Origin of the sequence: Pseudomonas sp. VS40, assembly GCF_018587885.1 — a bacterium.
GTDB lineage: Bacteria > Pseudomonadota > Gammaproteobacteria > Pseudomonadales > Pseudomonadaceae > Aquipseudomonas > Aquipseudomonas pergaminensis.
This window is the reverse complement of the sequence record NZ_JAGYWD010000005.1, coordinates 109,928-128,077: the sequence shown is the minus strand read 5'-3', so window position 1 is coordinate 128,077 and position 18,150 is coordinate 109,928. Positions and strand designations below refer to the sequence as shown.

The 18,150-nt window shown below is 60.9% G+C and carries 20 protein-coding genes; 9 read left to right on the top strand and 11 right to left on the bottom strand.

What is annotated here, in order from left to right; translation table 11 throughout:
* Positions 1-7 precede the first annotated feature (7 nt).
* Complete coding sequence (locus KHP07_RS16495; protein ID WP_025855728.1) at positions 8-280, top strand: hypothetical protein; 273 nt, start codon at positions 8-10, stop codon at positions 278-280.
* Positions 281-467: 187 nt separating this feature from the next.
* Here the strand turns inward: KHP07_RS16495 and KHP07_RS16490 are convergent, their stop codons facing one another.
* The 3 genes from KHP07_RS16490 to KHP07_RS16480 all read right to left on the bottom strand — a co-directional run bounded on the left by KHP07_RS16490 (position 468) and on the right by KHP07_RS16480 (position 1,672).
* Entirely contained in the window at positions 468-638 is a 171-nt protein-coding gene (locus tag KHP07_RS16490) for a metallothionein (protein ID WP_078047924.1), read from the bottom strand.
* Between the two features lie 88 nt (positions 639-726).
* The gene (locus tag KHP07_RS16485) at positions 727-1,179 is read right to left on the bottom strand and encodes a DMT family transporter (protein WP_078047923.1); all 453 of its coding nucleotides are present in this window, start codon (positions 1,177-1,179) and stop codon (positions 727-729) included.
* A 4-nt stretch (positions 1,180-1,183) separates the two neighbouring features.
* Positions 1,184-1,672, bottom strand: a complete 489-nt coding sequence (locus KHP07_RS16480; protein WP_078047922.1) for a DMT family transporter — start codon at positions 1,670-1,672, stop codon at positions 1,184-1,186.
* Positions 1,673-1,790: 118 nt separating this feature from the next.
* Between KHP07_RS16480 and KHP07_RS16475 the strand changes: the two genes are divergently transcribed.
* Positions 1,791-2,723, top strand: coding sequence for a LysR family transcriptional regulator (locus KHP07_RS16475; RefSeq protein ID WP_078047921.1), 933 nt, complete (start codon positions 1,791-1,793; stop codon positions 2,721-2,723).
* A 219-nt stretch (positions 2,724-2,942) separates the two neighbouring features.
* On the opposite strand, the gene KHP07_RS16470 is transcribed toward KHP07_RS16475, so the two are convergent.
* From KHP07_RS16470 to KHP07_RS16460, 3 genes are all read right to left on the bottom strand, one after another.
* Positions 2,943-4,265 carry an Nramp family divalent metal transporter gene (locus KHP07_RS16470; RefSeq protein WP_078047920.1) on the bottom strand — a complete coding sequence of 441 codons (1,323 nt, stop codon included), beginning with the start codon at positions 4,263-4,265 and terminating at the stop codon, positions 2,943-2,945.
* A 41-nt stretch (positions 4,266-4,306) separates the two neighbouring features.
* Positions 4,307-5,860, bottom strand: a complete 1,554-nt coding sequence (locus KHP07_RS16465) for a DUF726 domain-containing protein (protein WP_214497528.1) — start codon at positions 5,858-5,860, stop codon at positions 4,307-4,309.
* A 103-nt stretch (positions 5,861-5,963) separates the two neighbouring features.
* On the bottom strand, positions 5,964-6,761 hold the full coding sequence (locus KHP07_RS16460; protein ID WP_078047918.1) for an AraC family transcriptional regulator: 798 nt from the start codon (positions 6,759-6,761) through the stop codon (positions 5,964-5,966).
* Between the two features lie 107 nt (positions 6,762-6,868).
* Between KHP07_RS16460 and KHP07_RS16455 the strand changes: the two genes are divergently transcribed.
* The 5 genes from KHP07_RS16455 to KHP07_RS16435 all read left to right on the top strand — a co-directional run bounded on the left by KHP07_RS16455 (position 6,869) and on the right by KHP07_RS16435 (position 12,084).
* Positions 6,869-7,654 carry a crotonase/enoyl-CoA hydratase family protein gene (locus tag KHP07_RS16455; protein ID WP_078047917.1) on the top strand — a complete coding sequence of 262 codons (786 nt, stop codon included), beginning with the start codon at positions 6,869-6,871 and terminating at the stop codon, positions 7,652-7,654.
* Between the two features lie 80 nt (positions 7,655-7,734).
* A complete protein-coding gene (locus KHP07_RS16450; RefSeq protein WP_099492483.1) occupies positions 7,735-8,694 on the top strand; it encodes a diiron oxygenase in 960 nt (319 codons plus the stop codon).
* A 45-nt stretch (positions 8,695-8,739) separates the two neighbouring features.
* Entirely contained in the window at positions 8,740-10,644 is a 1,905-nt protein-coding gene (asnB, locus tag KHP07_RS16445; RefSeq protein ID WP_214497527.1) for an asparagine synthase (glutamine-hydrolyzing), read from the top strand.
* Positions 10,645-10,697: 53 nt separating this feature from the next.
* Positions 10,698-11,600 (top strand): EamA family transporter, encoded by a 903-nt coding sequence (locus KHP07_RS16440; protein WP_078047914.1) that lies wholly within the window; start codon positions 10,698-10,700, stop codon positions 11,598-11,600.
* A gap of 82 nt (positions 11,601-11,682) precedes the next feature.
* Positions 11,683-12,084 carry a RidA family protein gene (locus KHP07_RS16435; RefSeq protein ID WP_214497526.1) on the top strand — a complete coding sequence of 134 codons (402 nt, stop codon included), beginning with the start codon at positions 11,683-11,685 and terminating at the stop codon, positions 12,082-12,084.
* Here KHP07_RS16435 and KHP07_RS16430 read toward each other — a convergent pair.
* Positions 12,074-12,970 (bottom strand): LysR family transcriptional regulator, encoded by an 897-nt coding sequence (locus KHP07_RS16430; protein WP_352152402.1) that lies wholly within the window; start codon positions 12,968-12,970, stop codon positions 12,074-12,076. The genes KHP07_RS16435 and KHP07_RS16430 overlap by 11 nt on opposite strands.
* Positions 12,971-13,002: 32 nt before the next feature.
* Positions 13,003-13,308, bottom strand: coding sequence for an XRE family transcriptional regulator (locus tag KHP07_RS16425; protein WP_214497525.1), 306 nt, complete (start codon positions 13,306-13,308; stop codon positions 13,003-13,005).
* A gap of 186 nt (positions 13,309-13,494) precedes the next feature.
* Between KHP07_RS16425 and KHP07_RS16420 the strand changes: the two genes are divergently transcribed.
* Positions 13,495-15,303: a monovalent cation:proton antiporter-2 (CPA2) family protein gene (locus KHP07_RS16420; protein ID WP_214497524.1), complete on the top strand. Its 1,809-nt coding sequence runs from the start codon at positions 13,495-13,497 to the stop codon at positions 15,301-15,303.
* A gap of 72 nt (positions 15,304-15,375) precedes the next feature.
* Complete coding sequence (locus KHP07_RS16415; protein WP_214497523.1) at positions 15,376-15,930, top strand: DcrB/PsbP domain-containing protein; 555 nt, start codon at positions 15,376-15,378, stop codon at positions 15,928-15,930.
* 132 nt (positions 15,931-16,062) lie between these two features.
* On the opposite strand, the gene KHP07_RS16410 is transcribed toward KHP07_RS16415, so the two are convergent.
* From KHP07_RS16410 to KHP07_RS16400, 3 genes are read right to left on the bottom strand one after another with little or no spacing between them, the layout of a single operon-like run.
* The gene (locus KHP07_RS16410; protein ID WP_099492490.1) at positions 16,063-16,782 is read right to left on the bottom strand and encodes an alpha/beta hydrolase; all 720 of its coding nucleotides are present in this window, start codon (positions 16,780-16,782) and stop codon (positions 16,063-16,065) included.
* Positions 16,783-16,793: 11 nt separating this feature from the next.
* Positions 16,794-17,549: a precorrin-6A synthase (deacetylating) gene (cobF, locus tag KHP07_RS16405; RefSeq protein ID WP_099492491.1), complete on the bottom strand. Its 756-nt coding sequence runs from the start codon at positions 17,547-17,549 to the stop codon at positions 16,794-16,796.
* Between the two features lie 45 nt (positions 17,550-17,594).
* Positions 17,595-18,149 (bottom strand): histidine phosphatase family protein, encoded by a 555-nt coding sequence (locus KHP07_RS16400; RefSeq protein ID WP_214497522.1) that lies wholly within the window; start codon positions 18,147-18,149, stop codon positions 17,595-17,597.
* Position 18,150 lies beyond the last annotated feature (1 nt).

The window sequence follows — 18,150 nt, the reverse complement described above, 5'->3', positions numbered from 1 at the left end:
GAGAACCATGGATTTACCGGTACGGGTCAATGGCAAGGCGCGCATTGACTACACCCAGGACACTCTATTCGGGCCAATGGCCAAACATGTCGAATGCCAGGTGAGTTTGCAGCAACAACCTGGCTGGACAGTGCTGAAGGTGTTCCAGCCTTTACCGGACGACCTGCACGCGGCACACACTGTGGTGTTTGCGCTGGAGGGGCGGCGCACCAGCGCCATCGTGAAGGACCGTCAGCGCTTGTCAGACCATAGCCTGCGGCTTGAACTGGAAACTCAGTAGCCCACGGAACACGGATACCTTTGCGAGCTTGCTGCCGCTGGCGGCCTGACAGCCGACCACAATCTAACTGTCACCCCGCGATCCAAATGTGGGAGCTGGCTTGCCTGCGATGCAGGCACCTCGGTACATCAGGCACACCTAGTCGACGCCATCGCAGGCAAGCCAGCTCCTACATTCTTGACCGCATTCAGCCCTTGGCTGACTTCGCGCATTCGCAGCCGGTGGCCGATGCACACGGTTCACCATGGGCATGGTGCTCGGCACAGCCCTGGCAGCAATAGCCCTTGCCGTCCTTCATTATCGCATCGGCTCCCAGTACGCACTTGCAGTGTGGGCAGGCACAGGTTTTATCTGGCATGTCAGACTCCTTCTTCATGGTCGTCCCAGTGCGGCGGGCGCCGGCACCTTAAGCAGTGACTGTGGCCCGCCGTCGATGGTTCAAACCATCAGTCGGTGCGGGTATTGCTGCGGTACATGAACACCAGCGCCAACGCCAGGCAGGCCATCGCCACGATCCGGCTGCCCGACAATTCGATGGCCGGGTTGCCCAGCCAGCCGAAGTTGTCGATCAGCATGCCCATGCCCAGTTGGCCGACGATCACCGCGACGGTCGCGACGGCCGTGCCGACCACCGGTACCGCGCCGACCATCACCATCATGTACACCACGCCGAACAACGCGCCGGTGAGTTGCCATTTCGGTACCTGCAGCAGGCTCACTGCCTGGGCGGGCTCAAAGAACAGGATCAGCAGCGAGGTGACAATCGCCCCCACCACAAAGGTCACCAGGCTGCCACGCAACACACCCACGGTCTGACCCAGGCGACCATTGATAGCCGCCTGCACACTCAACACCGCACCGGCGGCAACCACAACGACCAATAACAAAATCAGATTCATCGCCTTAACCCCGTGCAATCAGAACAAGTGCCACCACAATCAACGCCAGGGCAATCCAGCGTTCACCATTGACCCGCTTGCGCGCTGTGCCGAACCAGCCGAAATGGTCGATCAACACACTCTTGCCGACCTGGCCGGACAAAATCGCAATCATGGTCATCGCAATGCCGATATGCGGCGTGGCGAGCGTGAGCACCACCACGTAGATCGGCCCCAGGAAACCGCCGATCAACTGCCAGCGCGGCAGCTCGGACAGTGCCGGGCCCTTTTGCGGGCCACTGAACAGCAGCAGCAGATACAGGATCGCCGAGCCCACCCCGAAAATGCTCAGGGTTGCCCACAGATGGCCGACCTGCACCCCCAGCGGTCCGAGTAACCCCGCCTCCACCGACAGGCCCATGCCGGCCAGGATCACCAGCGGCAGCAACAGCAGCCGCAGGGCATTTTTCTTCGGCTTGGCGTGCGCCACGCCCTCAACAGCACTTGCTTGCATACATCACCTGCACATCAACAAAGGATTGGATGACGCGCATTATCCGGTGGCCGTCCTGTGCGATAAATGGGAGCATGCCGACAACACCTTTGCGCAAAACGCACAACCTGGAGGCATGATGCAAGGCTTGAATGAACTGAGCTTCAAAGCGCTGCGCCTGTTTGTCGCCGTGCTGGATTTCGGCAGCTTTTCCGAAGTGGCCCGCCGTGAGGGCCTCGCGCCCTCCTCCATCTCCCGCCAGATACAGTTGATGGAACAGGCCCTCGGCCAACAGTTGCTGTACCGCCACACCCGCGCGGTCAGCCCTACCGAGGCCGGACGCCTGCTCGGGCGGCATGCGCGGTTGATGCTCGAACAACTCGAAGCCGCCGGCCAAGCCCTGCAGGAACAGGAAAGCGAACCCAGCGGCCTGGTGCGCATCAATGCGCCGATGGTCTTCGGCCAGCGCCACATTTCCCCATGGTTGGGCGAGTTGTGCCGGCGCTACCCGAAGCTACAACTGGATATCCAGCAGACCGACACCTACGTCGACCCACTGCAAGATGGCACCGACCTGCTGTTCCGCATCGGCGTGCTCAACGACTCCAGCATGCAGGCACGCATCTTCGCGCCCCAACGCTTTCGGATTGCCGCCAGCCCTGCCTACCTGGCCCGGCACGGCACGCCCCAACACCCCGACGAGCTGAGCAACCACCAGTGCCTGGCCTACAAAGGCATCACCGGCCAGCAACGCTGGTTCTTCCGCAAAGGCCAGGGCGACTGGACACCCTATAGCGTCAAGGGCCCGATCACCGGCAACCACGCCGACACCCTGACCCACGCCGCCGAGCAGGGGCTGGGGCTGGTGGTGTTTCCTTCCTGGTTGATCGGCGAAGGCCTGCGTGCAGGCACTTTGCACGCGGTGCTGACGGAGTACGAAGTGGCGACGACCCTGGAGCCGCAGCAGATTGCGGCGTTGTGGCCTGGAAGCCGGCGTTTGTCGCTGAAGGTGCGGACGGTGATTGATTACTTCGTGGAGTGTTTTGGTGGGGTGCCGTATTGGGATCGGTGACCTGTAGAGCCTCACCACTGAGGGCATTTCCTACCTCAAAAAGCAGGTAGGATCTGATTTTGCCAGCCAGTATTTTTGGCCAAAGCGTAGTGCGGCAGACTTGGGCAACTTCCGCGATGGAACAGCGTTCATGAATACGACATGCGTAGTAACGGTGACGTTAGCTCAAGCACACGCTGGACACATTCGAACTCAGGTCCTCTTGTTCTACCTGAACTATCAACCCAACACCCACTGCCCAATCAACCAGGCATTTGCCCCGCTGATCACTGCAAACAGGAACCACGCCAGCAACCGGGTGGGCAGGCGATTCACGAACGGCCCCATCAGCTGTTTGTCGCCGGTCATGCGGATCAATGGATACAGCGCAAACGGCAACTGCAGGCTGAGAACCACCTGGCTGAGGATCAGCAGCTTGCCAATGGCATCGTCGCCCATCAGCCATACGCCCAGGAACGCCGGGATCAGCGCCAGCCCGCGCGTGATCAGGCGCCGTTGCCAGCAGGGAATGCGCAGGTTGAGGTAGCCCTCCATGATCACTTGCCCGGCGATGGTGCCGGTAAAGGTGGAGCTTTGCCCGGAGGCCAGCAAGGCGATGCCGAACAGGATGCTGGCGAACGCGCCGCCCACCAGAGGATCGAGCAGGTGGTAGGCGTCCTGGATTTCCACCACGTCAGTGTGGCCCGTCTTGTGGAAGGCGGCGGCGGCGAGTACCAGGATCGCCGCATTGACCAGCAAAGCCAGGGCCAGTGAGCCGATGGTGTCGATACGCGCCAGCTTGACCGCGTCCTGTTTGCTGGCGAGGTCCTTGCCGATCAGGCGGGTTTGCACGATGGAGCTGTGCAGGTAGAGGTTATGGGGCATTACCGTGGCCCCGAGAATACCGATGGCCAGGTACAGCGGCGCAGCATCGCTGATGGCCGACAACGATGGGGTGAAACCACTGAACACGTCGGGCCAGTAAGGTTTGATCAGGACCAGTTCGATGAAGAAACACACGCCGATGGTCGCCACCAGCGCCAGCATGATCGCTTCAAGGCGGCGGAAACCGCGGTTCTGCAGGGCCAGGATCAACAAGGTATCGAAGGCAGTGATGACAATGCCGGTGGTCAGTGACACCCCCAGCAGCAGGTGAAAGGCCAGGGCACAGCCGAGTACTTCGGCGAGGTCGGTGGCAATAATGGAGATTTCCGCAAGCACCCACTGGGTGCGTGCGGATCGCTTGCTGTAGCGCTCACGGCACAGTTGCGCCAGGTCTTTTCCGGTGGCAATGCCCAACCGCGAGCACAGGCACTGCACCGCCATCCCCGCCAGGCTGGCCAGCAACACCACGAACAGCAGGTTGTAACCGTAACGTGAGCCCGCCTCGATGGCCGTGGCCCAGTTGCCTGGGTCCATGTAGCCAATGGAGATCAGCAAGCCTGGGCCGGCGAACATCAGCGCGCGCTTGAAGAACGAAGCCTTGGGGTCAACGGCGACGGAACCGGCGACTTCCGGCGGGCAAAAGGGGGCGGTAGCGATTTTTGGCAGGCTGAATTTCACGCGGTATCCCAGGCAAACACACTTGATAGAGACGCAGCTTATCAGTCGGATGCGACCGTGCGCATCACCGTCTCCCGCGGCAAGTCGAACGCTTCGACCACTTGCACCACCAGGTCCATCTCCTGGTTCAGCGCTTCACGCTCCATGCGCTGGCGAATCACACCTATCACCAGCACCGCCAGAGTGGTAATTGAATACGCCGGGCCGGAAAACGCGCGTACCCCGCTCACCAGCAGCATCGCTGCGGCCAGTGCCTGGCCCACCACCGGGATGGCCGTGGCCGCGCCACGACGCAGGATAAACCCGGTCAACCCGGCGAGCGCCGTGCCGCTCAACGCGGTGGTCGCCGATCGGCCGACATCGAAACGGTTGAACAAGCCCTGCTCCTTTTGCGCGGCGGCCTTGAGTTCGGCGTCGAACACCTGGCGGTCGGCGTTGCTGAGTTTGTCCTTGTACTGCTCGATGAGCTTTTCGGCGACCTGGGCTTCAAGGTCGGCCAATTCGACAGTATTGAGCGGCTCATCGAACTTGATCCCCAGCCGCTGCACCACATCTTCGGCGATCTGGCGATAACTCACGCCGTGGCCACGGGCCAGGTTCATAAAGGTATCGCCGCCCATGCGCTGCAACTCGATGGCCAGCTTGAGCGGCTCGCGCACTGTGGCGTCGATAGTCGCACTGCGCTTTTGCGCCATCAGTTCAGCGAGAAACTTCAACTCCTCGGGCCGCGCCTGCACCAGCGCCGGAAACAGCTCCGTGTCCTCTTCGGCAAAACGCACCTGCGGGCTGCGCTGGTCGGAGCGGATCATGCCGCGCCGCTCGTGCAACAGGTCGGTGTACTGCACCACCGTCTGCAACTGCGGCCAGTAGGCGGCATGATCGAAGGTCGCCAAATGCACGTTGGTGACCTTGGCCTTCAGCGCCGGCGTCACCGGGATCGCATAGCGGCCGATGCAACGCTCGGTATCCGGTTTCAGGGCCAGCGCCCAGTCTTTGCTGGAGTGGCAATTGATCACGCGCCCGTTGAGCGGCGCCGATACATCATCCCAAGGGCTCGACGTGCAGATCGCCCCACCCATCAACAGCAGATTGTCCAATGGCAGTTCACGGGCGGTCTCGGGATTGGCGAGCAGGCTCTTGACCAGAATGCGTGCGCCAAGGGAATGGCCAATCAGGTTGATACGCCGGACTGCCAGGGATTCGCCGTGCAGGTAATTGGCCAATTCGGGCAGCAAGCTCCTGGCGACCTCGTCCACCCGTGCCTCGACACTTTTGTAGTGATCGAGGAAATACGCGATTGCCTTGCCCACCCCGACAGTCGCCGCGCCCAGGCTGCCGCCGCCAAGCATTGCGCCGATCACATCCTTGAACGGTGCAAACAGGTTCTCCAGGAAATGCCCCGCCGGCCAGAACAGCATCAGGTTGGTGGAGCCCTCGATGCCCGCCAACTGCGCCTTGAAGCTGCCCAATTGTTGCCGGTTGAAGAACGCCGAATAACCGTGGACATAGAAATTAAGCACATCGCCCTGGGGCTCACCACACATCAAGAACGTGGGCTTGCGGGTGCGGTGCATTTCATCCCACTGGTGCTGCATGGGGCGGTGACTCCTGGTGACAAGGGACGGCGATAGTAACAAAGGGCGCGGCTCAACGTCGTACCGCTGGGGCAAAAGGCGCCACGTTGGCCACCTCTTCCTTTCAGAAGATGGAAGCCGCCTTGGACTTGGCCAGGTATCGCGCCGGTGAATCGCCCAGGTTACGGCGAAACACCGAGGTAAACGCGCTGGAGCTGCTGAAACCCAACTCGAACGCCACATCGGTGATGGACGAGCCGTGGCTGAGCCGCGCCGTCGCCTCCAGCAGGCACACCTGCTGGCGCCACGACACAAAGGTCATGCCCGTGCATTCACGAAAGTTACGGGTAAAGGTGCGCCGGCTCATGCTCGACCAGTCCGCCATCTCGCCGATGGAGATTTTCTGTGTGGGCGCTTCAAGAAAGCGCTGACAAGAACGGGCCAGCCGCGATTCCGAAGGCAGCGGCGCGCTCAACGGCAGCTCGGGCATGGTGCCGATTTCGTCGATCAGCAAGGTCAGCACGCAACGATCGCGCACGCTGGGCGAGGCCGATGGCCCAATCGCCAGCGCCGCCTCCAATAGATGGCGCAACAGCGGCGAGACGCCAAACACCTGGCAATAGTCCTGCAACCCGGCGCGTCGAGCCGCGTCGTCATCCAGGTAGGTATTGAGCATCACCACATCGCCGCGCATGTGCATTTCGTGCGACACCCCGCCCGGCACCCAGATCGCCCGCTGGGGCGGCACCACCCAGTTACCCAGGTCGGTGAACATTTTCAACGCGCCTGTCGAGGCGTAGGCGAACTGCCCGCGCCGATGGGTATGCCTGGGAAACACAGTGCCAGACGGGTATTCGCGCAGCGTCACCACCGCTTCGGGGCTATCGGGTTCATAGGGCGAAAAAGTGAAGGTCGGCGGCATGGCCCGATTTTGTCAAAGTATGACCTGACATAGCAAGCGGGCCATTAATCTGCCACCTAGAATCGTCGCTCCCCAAGTTGGGTTCATATCGAAGGGATATTCGGAAAATGAGTGTCAAAAACTACTTGGACGTAAGCGTAGACGGCGCCGTTCTGATGGTGGGACTCAATCGCCCGCAGAAGCGAAACGCCATGTCTCTGGAAGTCATGCACGAACTGCGCGATACCTTCACCAACATACCCGAAGGTATTGGCGCCGCCGTGCTCTACAGTACCAGCCAGCATTTCTGCACGGGGTTGGACCTGTCGGAAATTCGCGATCAATCGGTCATCGACAACGTCCAGGCCTTCCGCGAATGGCACAAGACCTTCGAACTGATCCAGTTCGGCAAGGTGCCCGTCGTCGCCGCCATTACCGGTGCCGCCATCGGTGGTGGCCTGGAAATCGCCACCGCCTGCAGCCTGCGCGTGGTGGATGACAGCGCCTTCTTCTCGCTGCCCGAAGCCATGCGCGGCTTGTATGTCGGCGTCGGCGCCTCGGTGCGCTTCCCACGCATCGCCGGCATCGCCCTGATGACCGACATGATGCTCACCGGCCGCACGCTCTACGCCAAGGAAAGCTATGAACGCGGCGTGGCGCAGTACCTGGTGCCAGTCGGCCAGGCGGTGCTCAAGGCCACCGAGCTGGCGCACAAGATCGCCGGCAACCTGCCCATGACCAACTACGCGGTGACCCACGTGCTGCCACGCATTGTCGATCAGAGCCAGCAGGACGGCCTGATGACGGAAGCCTTGATTGCTGCCGTGGTGTCTTCGGACATCCGCACACAGGATCGCCTGGCGGACTTCCTGGATCGCAAGAAGGACAAGATCCAGACCGCGCCAGCGGTGTAACTCCCGGTCGTGAACGTTGCCGGGCGCACCTCGGCAAACCATGGATGGCCTTCACAACTCACTATCAACCCGGTGAAACCATGTTTCAGCACAGCACTCAAGACGATCTTTATCGCAGCAATGACGCGACCGATGAACGATTGATCAAAATCGAACGCAGCTGGCATAAACGCGCACAGATCAAGCTCGATTCCCAACGCCCGGATATCCAGCTGGACCTGCAAGCGCCGGACTTTCTCGAGGCCCTGTTACCTTTCGCCCATGACCCGCATTACCAGGATTACCCCCATGCCCTGAAGCTGCTGATCCTGTCGGCCGGCTGGGTCATCTACAACCAGAAAACCATCGCCATCGAAACCGAGATCATCTGCCCGTCCTGCATCGACCTGCTGCAGTTGGGCTCGCGCCTGAGCTCCGCCAGCGCCGCGACGATTTCCGAAACCCTGGCGGATGAGGCTTATCACACGCTGTTTTCGATCAACATGTGTGAGCTGGCAATTACCCAGCGCGGCATGCGCATCAAATGGCCGGAGCTGGAATTGACCCGCCACCTGAGCCAGGCCCAGGCCACCCTGTCGGAGGCGGACTTCAAGGTCTACCGCCTGGCCTTTTCGCTGGTCTCGGAGACCTTTATCAGCGACTACCTGGCCGACCTCAGCGACGCGCCGGACATCCAGCCGGTGTTCCGTCACGTGGTGGCCCTGCACAAAAAAGACGAGCTGGTGCACAAGCACATCTTCCCGCTGTTCGTGCAGCAGGTGGTCGGTGACTTCACCCCGCAGCAAACCGCCTTGTTCACCCGCGGCATCGCCAACTCGATCCGGATCTTCCCGATGCGTGAGATTTCGGCGTGGCGAATCATCCTGCCGCAACTGCTCGAAGTGTTCGGCGACCAATCGCTGCTGCTACCGACTCAATTCACCGAGACCGGCGAAGCGGACTACTCGGCCATGCCCGAGATCCTCAGCTCCATTGGCATACACCCCGAAGCGGTGCTGCCTGAGCTGCCAGTGATGAGCGAACCGGCCATTACTGTTTGAACCCAGCGTGCTGCTGACCTTCACAATTTCATAAGAGTAAATGTCATGTGTGGATACATTGGCGTCTTTGCCAAACAACCTCGTGCGTTCAACCCCAACATGTTCGATGCCGCCCTGCGTGCGATCCATCACCGTGGCCCGGACAGCTCCAGCCAGTGGTTCGACCCCAAGGGCCAGGCCGCCTTTGGCTATGTGCGCCTGGGCCTGGTCGGCCTGGGCAACGGCACCCAGCCGATCGTCGCCGACGAAGGCGACCTGGTGATGATGGTCAACGGCGAGTTCTATGACTATCAACGCATTCGCGCCGAGCTGGAGGGCTACGGTTGCCGCTTCAAGACCTCGTCCGACAGCGAAATCGCCATGCACCTGTACCGCCGCCATGGCGTCCGCGGCCTCAAGCAACTGCGCGGCGAGTTCACCATCCTGATCTTTGATCGCCTGCGCAAAAAGCTGTTTGCGGTGCGTGACCGAGTGGGCGTCAAGCCGCTGTACTACACCGAGCATGAAGGCGCCTGGTACTTCGCGTCCGAAATCAAAGCCTTGCTCGCCGCCGGCGTGCCCGCACAGTGGGACCACGAAGCCTACGCCAATCGCGGTTTCATCCTGCGCGACCGGACTGTGTTCAACAATATTCGCAGCGTGAAACCAGGTTGCTGGATCATCGCCGATGAAAGCGGCCTGCAAACCGAACAGTATTGGGACTGGGACTTCCCGGACGCCCAAGCCACCGAGCAGCGCAGTGAAGCCGAGATGATCGAGTCCCTGCGCAACACCATCGAAGAATCCGTGCGCCTGCGCCTGCATGCCGATGTACCGGTCGGTGTGTGCCTGAGTGGCGGTCTCGACTCGTCGGCCATGCTCGGCATCGCCACCGAGCTGACCGGCCAGCCATTGCAGGCGTTCCACTTGTCGTTCGAAGGCGAGCAGGCCTACGACGAACGCCAGTACGCCGAAGTGGCCGCACGGCATAACCGTGCCCACCTCAACGTGCTGTCGGTGAACTCCTCCGACATGGCGGATAACTTCGAAAATGCCCTGTGGCACGCCGAAATGCCCTTCGCCAACGCTCACAGCGTGGCCAAGTACCTGCTGTGCAAATACGTGCAGAACCAGGGCATGCGCGCCGTACTCACTGGTGAAGGTGCCGACGAAGTCTTCGGCGGCTACCCGCACTATCGTCGCGACATGGTGCTGTACAACCACGAAAACCAGGATCCGACGGCCATCGCCGAACTCACCCGGCGCCTGCACGCCAGCGAAGATCGCTACCTGCCCGGTGCAAAGAACGATGTGAAATGGGTGCAGGACGAACTGGGCCACGGCGTGTCCTGGCTGCAAACCCAGTCGGCGCTGTTCGGCCCCCTGGCGCAGCTGTACAACGATGACTTCCGTGAGCGCTTCAGCAATACCGATGCCTATCGCGATTTCTACGATCGCCTGAGCCCACGGGCGCTCAATGGCTGGGAGCCGGTCAATCGCTCGCTGTACATGGTGGCCAAGTCCAGCCTGCCCAATGTGGTACTCACCTCCCTGGGCGACCGCATGGAAATGGCCGGCAGCCTGGAAGGCCGTCCGCCGCTGCTGGATCACCAGGTGATCGAGGCCGCGTGCCGCTTGCCGGTGAACATGAAAGTGCGCGGCGCCACCGAAAAATACGCCCTGCGCGAGGCCATGCGCCCGTATGTGCCGCAAGCCGTGCTGGACCGCAAGAAACAATACTTCCGCGCGCCACCGGCGTCCGAGAGCCCGCAATCGAAGCTGTATGAAATGATCAACGACGTATTGAGCGGCCCGGCATTGAGCAACGTGCCGTTCTTCGATCCACGTAAAGTACGCGCCTTGCTGGCAACCCTGCCAAGCTTGTCCACCGCCCAACGCGCTTCGGCAGACAACCTGCTGATGGAAATCGCCGGGCTGTGCCTGATGCAAAAACGGTTCGCCTTGAACTGACTTCCCGGCGGCGCACCGCGTTTGCGGTGTGCCGCCTGACCCAAGGAGGGTCCATGCTGAAAAAACATTTATCACTCGCCGTGCTCGTCACCCTGGTGTGGGGGGTCAACTTCCCTATCACCAAATTGGGCCTGCGTGCCATCGACCCGTTTGTGCTCACGGGTATCCGCTTCGCCCTCGCCGCCTTGCCGCTGGTGTTCTTTATCAAGCGCCCCGCCGTCAAGTTCAGCTACGTGGCCGCCTACGGCTTCATCTTCGGGTTGGGCATGTGGGGCGTGATCAACTACGGCATCCAGGTGGGGGTGAGCCCCGGTATTGCTTCATTGATCATTCAACTCAGCGTGTTCTTCACCATGGGCTGGGGCTTTGTGCTGTTCAAAGAGAAAATCCGTGGCGCGCAGATGGTCGGCGCCGTGTTGGCCTTGGTCGGCCTGGCAGGGATCATCTCCACCCAGGAAGGCAACCACGCCGTGCTGGGGGTCATGTTGATCGTCCTCAGCGCGGTGGCCTGGAGCGTGGGCAACGTCATCATCAAGAAATCCGGGGTCAAAGAGATCTTCTCGTTCATGGTCTGGGCCAGCCTGATCCCGCCGATCCCGCTGTTCCTCACAGCCTGGTTGATGCACGGGGGCGCCGCCTTCGAGGGCTTGCAAACCAGCCTCGACCTCACGGCAGTCCTGTCGATCCTGTTCCAGGTGTACCTGGCGACGCACTTTGCCTACTGGGGCTGGAACTCGCTGCTCAAGCTGTACCCGGTGTCTACCGTGGCGCCGCTGTCACTGCTGATTCCGGTGTTCGGCATCACCAGCTCGATGCTGATGCTCGATGAGCGCATTTCTACGCCCAACCTGATCTCCATCGGCATCATCATCGCGGGTCTGGCTGTGGGCCTGTACCGCAAGCCGGTCAACCTGGCGCCTGCCGAACCGCAACCGATTGTCCATATGGATAGATAGTCATGGCATAAATTCGGGATTTTGTTCGCGTATTGGCTGCTTTAACTTGGGTCCGGTCTTGTACTGAACGTGAGGAAACACCATGAGCACGCCCGAATTTTTTGTCACTCCAGGCTACGGCGATTACATGCGCGAGCACCTGCATTACTCGCAAGCAGTAAAAGTCGGTAATCGCGTGGAAACCTCAGGCCAGGGCGGCTGGGACGATGAGTTCCAGATTCCCACCGACCTGGCCGAGGAAATCGCCCAGGCGTTCCATAACCTGGAACGCACCCTGGCCACCGCCGGCGCACGTTGGGAGCACGTGATTCACGTCAACTCCTACCACGTCGGTGGCTTACCCCCCGAAGTCAACGAAGCGATGGTCAAGCACTACCGCCAGTACATGCCCCACCATGCGCCGATCTGGACGCAGGTCGGTGTCGAATTCCTGGGTTTGCCGACCATGCGCGTGGAAATCCGCGTGACCGCGATTATTCCCTGACCCCGAACCTGCGGATCACCCATTCGACAAACACCTTGAGCCGCGCGCTCTGGTGACGATTGGGTGGATAGAGGATGTGCAGCGGCGTGGCTGGACGCGACCACTGTGGCAGCACACTGACCAATTGGCCATTGTCCACGTAGTACTGAACGATGGCTTTGAAATGCTGCCCGACGCCCAAGCCGGCGAGCAGCATTTCCTTGAGGCCGTTGCCTTCGTTGGTGGAGTAGGCGCAATCGCCCACTTCGATGCGCCTGTCACCCTGCTCGAAAATCAGTGGCTCCGCCTTACCGGAGCCGGCAAAAAAATAGCCGGCCTTGAGGTGGTTGAGCGCCAGATCCTCCGGGGAAAGCGGCACACCTCGGCGCTCCAGGTAATCAGGGGCCGCACAGGTCAAATACTCCAGGTCGGTCACCTTGCGCCCGATCATCGCCATGTCATCCAGCTTGCCGGCACGGATCACGCAGTCCACCCCTTCCCCCACAATATTCACCGAACGATCACTGATACCCAAGGCAATGGTGATATCGGGATACTCGCGATGAAAATCCACCAGCGCCGGAATCAGCAGGCAATTGGCAAACGACGCCGGCGCATCCACCCGCAGATGCCCGCCGGGCTTGAGGACTTGCCCACGGATGGCGCTATCCACTTCGTCCAATTCTGCGACCAGGCGCCGGGCATGTTGGTAATACTCCAACCCCTCGGACGTTGGCGCCAGAGCCCGTGTGGTGCGGTGCATCAGCTTGATGCCGAGGTGCTTCTCAAGGTCGGTGATCAGCTTGCTCACGGTGGAGCGCGGCAGCGCCAACTGGTCGGATGCACGACTGAATGAGCGGGTTTCGACGACGCGGACAAAGGCACGCATGGCGAGAAGTTGGTTCACAAGGATGACCTTCTGGATAGCTGCAACTGCTTTCAGCAGGCGAAATTGTCGATCTTGACCTGACCATCGGGAAACGTGGCAATAATCTCCAACTCGCCGCCCATCGCGCGGATATAGTCGCGCAACGTGCTGATGTACATGTCGGTACGCCGCTCCATCTTGGAGACGGCCGCCTGGTTGATGTTCAGTGCTTCAGCCAGGCTCGCCTGGCTTAACTGCTGGGCTTTGCGCAGCTCATGCAGTGGCATTTTCTGCAGATGCTGCTGAAACAACAGCTTGGCTTCGGCACGGGATTGCGGCGTCATGCGCGCTTGCAGTTCAGCGAATTTCTTAGCCATGGTGACGGCCCTCCCAACCAGAATTCGACCTCACAAAACATTCCACCAAAGGAATAAAAAATTCAACCTGTCAAAAAGCGTTTTACCTGAGTCTCTTCCCATCCCGCTCAAAAACACAATTTTCGAAATGTAAAAAGCGCTCTAATACACCCCTATTGATTGGTTTTAGAGATCCTGGAGTTCGCAATGCCCCATGAAGGCAACCTGTTACAAGCAGCGGTGGTGTTCCTGCTCGCCGCCGTACTGACCGTACCCCTGGCCAAGCGCCTGCAATTGGGCGCGGTGCTGGGCTATCTGTTCGCCGGTGTGATCATCGGCCCGTCGGTGCTGGGCCTGATCGGCAACCCGCAGAGCGTCGCGCAGTTCTCCGAACTGGGCGTGGTGTTGCTGTTATTCATCATCGGCCTCGAACTGTCACCCAAGCGGTTGTGGGTGATGCGCAAGGCGGTGTTCGGCGTCGGTCTGGCGCAGGTGCTGCTGACGGGCCTGGTGATGGGCATGGTGGCGCTGTGGCTGTTTGGCCAGTCGTGGAACAGTGCGATCGTGCTCGGTCTGGGCCTGGCGCTGTCGTCCACCGCGTTTGGCCTGCAAAGCCTGGCCGAGCGCAAGGAGCTGAACCAACCCCACGGCCGCCTGGCGTTTGCCATCCTGCTGTTTCAGGACATCGCCGCGATCCCACTGATCGCCATGGTGCCACTGCTGGCCGGCAGCGATCACCCGACCACCGAAGCCCAAGGCTTGCAGCATGTGTTGCAGATTCTCGGCAGCATCGCGGTGGTGATCATCGGCGGACGCTACCTGTTGCGCCCGGTGTTTCGCATCGTTGCCAAGACCGGCCTGCGCGAAGTCTCTACCGCCACCGCGCTGCTGGTGGTGATCGGTACGGCGTGGTTGATGGAGCTGGTCGGCGTGTCCATGGCCCTCGGCGCCTTCCTGGCGGGCCTGCTGCTGGCGGACTCGGAGTACCGCCACGAACTGGAATCCCAGATCGAACCGTTCAAGGGCCTGCTACTGGGCCTGTTCTTTATCAGCGTGGGCATGGGCGCCAACCTCAGCCTGCTGATCAGCTCGCCGCTGGTGGTGATCGGCCTGACGCTGCTGCTGATCGGCCTGAAACTGCCGCTGCTGTATGCCGTGGGCCGCATGGTCGGTGATCTCAATCGCGAAAGCGCCCTGCGCCTGGGCGTGGTGCTGGCGGCGGGCGGTGAGTTCGCCTTCGTGGTGTTCAAGATCGGCCGCGACCAGGGCCTGTTCGAACCACACCTTTACGACATCCTGGTGCTGACTATCACCCTGTCCATGGCGGTGACACCGTTATTGCTGCTGGTGTGCCCGAAGCTGTTCAAGCCCAAGGTCAAGCCGGTGGAAGTGCCGGAGGAATACCGCACGATTGAAAGCGACGCCCCGCGCGTGGTCATCGCCGGCATGGGCCGTATGGGCCAGATCGTCGCGCGGATCCTGCGTGCGCAGAACATCTCGTTTATCGCCTTGGACACGTCGGTGGAAACCATCGAACTGACCCGCAGCTTCGGCGGCATGCCGGTGTTCTACGGCGACCCGCAACGCCCCGAGATACTGCACGCGGCCAAAGTCGACCAGGCGGAGTTCTTCGTGATCGCCATGGACGACCCGGAGATCAACATCAAGACCGCCGAGCTGGTGCGCAACCTCTACCCGCACATGAAAATCATCGCCCGCGCACGTAACCGCCAGCACGTGCACCGCCTGGTGGACCTGGACGCCTCGCCGATTCGCGAGACGTTCTATTCCAGCCTGGAAATGAGCCGCCGCACCCTGGTGGGCCTGGGTTTGAGCCAGGCCCAGGCCGATGCACGCATCACTCGTTTCAAGAACCACGACCTGCAAGTGCTGGCTGCGCAGCACGCGGTATACGACGACGCGGCGAAGGTGATGCAAACCGCCCAGGAAGCGCGGGCAGAACTGGCGCGGCTGTTTGAGATGGATCGACTTGAGGAAGAGTCCGACAAGGTGTGAGGCTGCAGGTGAACGATTTTGCGAAATTTCTGACAGAATACGCCGCAATTTCGTTCATCCCTGGAGCGCTTCATGGCCACTTTCACCAAGACCGCCGTCCTGCTGGCCCTCGCGCTGACCGCCGGCAGTGTATTCGCCGCATCCAAGCCGTCCACGCAAACCATCTCCACCTTGGGCGGCAAGTTCACCTTCAACCTGCCCAAGGCCTATACCGCCGACACCCTGCCAGCCGGCAAGGCCGAAGATGGCACTGCCGATACCCAAGGCACGATGTACGCCAACCAGACCACGAAAAGTGTGGTGATCGTCGCCGAAACCGTGCGCAACGATGGGTTAACCATCGGCGATAACGACGCGACATTCCTCGATGGCGCCGTGGCCGGCTTCGTCAAGGACCAGAGCGCAGCGCTGCCTGACTTCAAGAAACAGGGCGAGAAGAAACTGACCTTCAAGGGCTTGGGCCTGCGCCAGGTGGACAGCACCGCCACCCAAGGCGGCGGCAAGACGCTGAACTCCACGTTCCTGGGCGGTTCGGGCAACCACCTGCTGGTGATCCAGGCGATCTCGCGGGCGGATGATGCGAAGGGGCACGCGGCGTTGGTGAAGCAGATTACCGGCGGGAAATAACCTGATCTCCCAAGCAACTCAACTCTAATGTGGGAGCTGGCTTGCCTGCGATAGCGGTGCATCAGTCAATAGGGTTGTCGACTGATCAATCGCTATCGCAGGCTAGCCAGCTCCCACCTATTTTGACCGCGTTCAGTTCAGGCTTTTTTCCAGCCAGGCTTTCAGGTCCTGCACTTCTGTTTCGCTGATGGTGTGGTTCATCCCCGGATACCCGTGAAACTCCGGCTTCAACCCCAACCCCGTCAACACCTCATTCGCCCGCGTCCCCGACACATAGGGCAGTGCCTGGTCCAAGGTGCCATGGCCAATAAAAATCGCCAATTTGCCCAATGACGCATCCGGCTTCAGTTCAGCCTTGAGCACCGGCAACACGCTGCCACTCAACGCCGCAATCCCACGCAGCAACTCGGGCCGGCGCAAGCCCACCTCATAGGACATGATCGCGCCCTGGCTGAACCCCACCAGGAACACTCGGTCAGGTTGAGTGTGGTACTTGGCGGTGGCTTTGCCGATGAAGTCTTCGATCAGCTTGGCACTGCGTTGCAGGTCGGCGGTCTCGCCATCGTAGTCGCCGTCACCGGGGGTCTTGGTAAACCAACGATAGCCGTGCGGGTCCACCGGCATCGGCGCACGGGCCGACAGGTACGTCCACGTCGACGGCAGCGCATCCTTGATGCCGAACAGGTCTTCTTCATTGCTGCCAAACCCGTGCAGGAAAATCACCAGCGGCTGGTTGCGCGCGTCGCCCTGGGTTTGTTCCAGGTACGACAGCGGTAAATCGGTGTGCAGCGTATCGTCGGCATGGGCGACGCCGGCCACCAGGGTCAGCGCCAGGGCAAACATTTTGAGCATGGGACGTTACCTCAGGGTTTGCGAAGCAGATAAGTGTCCATGATCCAGCCATTCTCCAGGCGCGCCGCCTTGCGCACCTGCTCGATTTGTTCAGCCACCTCACTCACTTTGCCGCTGATAAGGATCTCGTCCGGGGTGCCCAAGTAGGCGCCCCAGTAGATATCCAGGCCCTGATCCGCCACGGTGCGGTAGGAGTCTTCGGCGTCCAGCATCACCACCAGGGTGTCGGCATCGCTGGCCTGCCCTGCCGCCAGGCGGCGCCCGGTGGTGATCTCGACCGACTTGCCGATGCGGTTCAGCGGCACTTTGTGCTGGGCAGCCAGGGCCTGCACGCTGGTGATTCCGGGGATCACCTCAAACTCAAAGGAGCAGCGGCCACTGGCCAGGATCGCCTGCAAGATACGAATGGTGCTGTCGTACAGCGCAGGGTCGCCCCATGCCAGGAAAGCGCCCACTTCACCGTCAGCCATTTCCTCGTTGATCATGCGCTCGAAGGTCAGTTGCTTGTCGCGGTTCAGGTCCTGTACGGCAGTGGTGTAATCGATGTCGCCACGCACCCGCTCGGGGCACTCGGCCTCGACGAAGCGGTAGCCAGGCTCGGTGATGTAGGTCTCGCAGATCTCGCGGCGCAGGTCGATCAACTTGTCTTTGCTCTGGCCCTTGTCCATCAGGAAAAACACGTCGGTGCGGTTGAGCGCCTTCACGGCCTGCATCGTGATGTAGTCAGGGTTGCCGGCGCCAATGCCGATGATCAGGATGCGTTTCATGGATTGCTCTCATTGCGGGGCGTGGATTTTGCCATGTTCATGGGGCTAGGCGTGAGTTTCCAGGCGCAAGCGCCAGAGGTTGTTGAAACGCAACTCAGTGGCGGACAGCGGTTCGACATCGATCCGGTAGAACATCGACAGCGGGAAGTGCATGGCGTGCCACATCGCGGCGCGGATCACAAACGGATGGGTAATAGCCACGACATGGCCGGGCTGTGATTCGAGGGTTTTCATCCACTCCCCCACCCGCAGGCAGATCTGCTCCACCGACTCGCCACCATGGGGCGCGCAAGTAAAGTCAGTGAGCCAAGTGTTCAACTCGTCACTCTCCAACTGGCCGATGTCCTGGCCCTTCCACTGCCCGAAATCACCATCGCGCAACGCGATCTCGATCACCCCGTCATCGCCGAACAGGCCTGCCGTCTGCCGTGCCCTGGCCTCAGGCCCACACACGAGTCGCCGGGTTTTCTTGTACCGATCAGCCAGCGACAACGCCTTGCCTTGCCAGTCCATCACCACGGCCTCGTCATCGGGAAAACGCCCCTGTTTTTGCAGGGGCGTGACGGCGTGGCAGATGAGCGTCAAACGAGTGGTGTGCATC